Here is a 2,061-nt window from a genome sequence, read left to right as displayed (position 1 = left end):
GTGGTACGCCTGTGACGAGTGATTACGAGATTATTGAAGCGGAAGTTTCGAAATCGTACTTAGACAAATGATGTATTCCCGATCTTGGATCGGGATTGAAAAACAGCACATTAACAATCGAGTTTCAGGGGACTAAGCCGGGCTAGGCAGCTTTTTCACCACCGCAAAACGGGGTTTGGGCTTTCTGCATCGGCCTTTGAGCCACCCTGGGGGAATACCTCGCACTTTAGGCTTGCGAGCTGGTGAGCCGAACTGTGCAAAAATCAGCGGCAGACCCTGCTGAACACGTTGAGGCGTCAAGTGGGTCTGTGGTTTCTGCCAGGGGAAGGGCTGATCTTGAACGATCGGACGCACTAGATAAAGCAGCCAGACTGCTAAAGCGACCAGCCAACTCCAACGATCGCCGGTTTCCTTGTCCTGGAATTGAGGCTTGCACCATCCCAAGTGTTGTTTGCGAAAGCGAATATTGGGTTCAACAGGCCAGCGATGGACATAAGCTCGCCAGATGATAGCTGCGTCCACCAGGATGTCTTGTGGGATACAGGCAGGTGCTTGCCATGCCAGCCAGATGGGTAGGGGCGGTTTGTCTCGTTCCACATGCACACTGGCTCGGATTACATCGAAAGGCACGTCGGCATCCACCCTGCCATGCAGATCACGCCAACGCTCCAATCGCACCTGTCCCCAGCACACATCTTCCAGTTCGATCACTTCATCTGGGTCATCCCAGGTGTCTGGCTCTTTGAAAGCGAAGCGTCGACCATGAACTCTGGGTCGTCCCCGTTTCCTGGTTTTGGGCTCATCGGGCTTGCGATACAGGATCCGATCCTTGCGCAAGCGCACCACAATGCCGCAGCGTTGGCCCCTGAGTGGACGCAGGAAATTGGCGTTGCCATATTTGCCATCACCCGCCACGATGTCCAGCACCTCTTGATAGTCTTTTCTGGCTTCATTGAGTGCCATGACTTGTTCCACACCTACGGATTGAGCGCTTTCGTTACTGGAAATACGGCGTACACTGACCGACAGTGACCAACTAGACTGTGGCTCCGGCACCCAATCCAACAGACTGTAGGGGTAGCCCACACAGATTGATCCACCATTGACCGCTTGGGTCGGCAAGTACAGGTATTGGCGATCATCCATCGTGCGTGCTCGTGAGCGTGGCCAACCTGTGCCGTCTAGCGAGAAATGGCAGAGCGCAGCTTGTGGCACTTGCTGCGCCAGATAGCTTGCCAGCCAATTCATATCGATTTCACCCTGTTCCAGCGCTTTGTACAGACTGTGCCACTTGCGCCGGAATACGCCACTCAGGCTTAGCCATGGAAAGGATGTTTTCATCCCATGTAGCACCATTGCATCCCAGGCCTCGAACAGGGCATCTCGACGCTTGCTCATGCCGTGTGCATAAATCGCTTGACGAAACTCGATTATCTTGTTAAGGTTCTCTTGGGTAGTTTCTTTTTTGTTCACACATCAAGTTTCTACCCAAGGGCAGTCCCCTGCAAGGGTTCTGCCCTACTTTTTGTCTAAACTCGATATATATGAGAGCGTTCGGAAACTCTCAAATTGAACCTTAAAAGATTGACTACTCAGGCAAATGGGATAAGATGCGTGTACCGCCACGATCTTCCCATAAGCAGGAGTAGTCAGCATGGAGTCTATCATTACATGGCTGCAATCGGCAATCATAAAACCGGTTCCTATCTTGGACTTGTCGTCCCATCCGGGCAAGCGGCGTGGCAAATTGCGCCTCAGCCCGGAGCAGCTTCTGACGATCATCCATGCTCAGGAGCTGGCCGCATGGGCGTTGGGGATGAGCCGGCGCTTGAGCAAGCCCTGCTTGCCTCGTGGTCCTGGCGGCAGACCGCTGACTTACCCGGACAGCGGCATCTTGTTGATGGCAGTGGTGCAAACGACCTGGCGTAAATCTTATGAGCACATGGTGGACTGGGTAGCGACGAATGAAGCCTTGGCACTCGTCCTGGGCTTCAGGGAGCGCACCGGAGAAGGTAAGTTGCAGACGATCTCGAAAGGCCAGTACTGGGAAAGGCGGCAAGC

The 2,061-nt window shown here is 53.7% G+C and carries 2 protein-coding genes; one reads left to right on the top strand and one right to left on the bottom strand.

Annotation, left to right across the window (positions count from 1 at the left end):
• Positions 1 to 132: 132 nt before the first annotated feature.
• Positions 133 to 1,473 carry a transposase gene (locus V6D20_13210; protein HEY9816739.1) on the bottom strand — a complete coding sequence of 447 codons (1,341 nt, stop codon included), beginning with the start codon at positions 1,471 to 1,473 and terminating at the stop codon, positions 133 to 135.
• A gap of 181 nt (positions 1,474 to 1,654) precedes the next feature.
• On the opposite strand from V6D20_13210, the gene V6D20_13205 reads away from it, so the two are divergent.
• Positions 1,655 to 2,061, top strand: a 407-nt coding sequence (locus V6D20_13205) for a hypothetical protein (protein HEY9816738.1), incomplete at its 3' end; no start/stop codon positions are given.

It is taken from the genome of Candidatus Obscuribacterales bacterium (assembly GCA_036703605.1).
In the GTDB taxonomy this organism is placed as follows: Bacteria; Cyanobacteriota; Cyanobacteriia; order RECH01; family RECH01; genus RECH01.
This window is presented reverse-complemented; position numbering and strand designations above follow the sequence as displayed.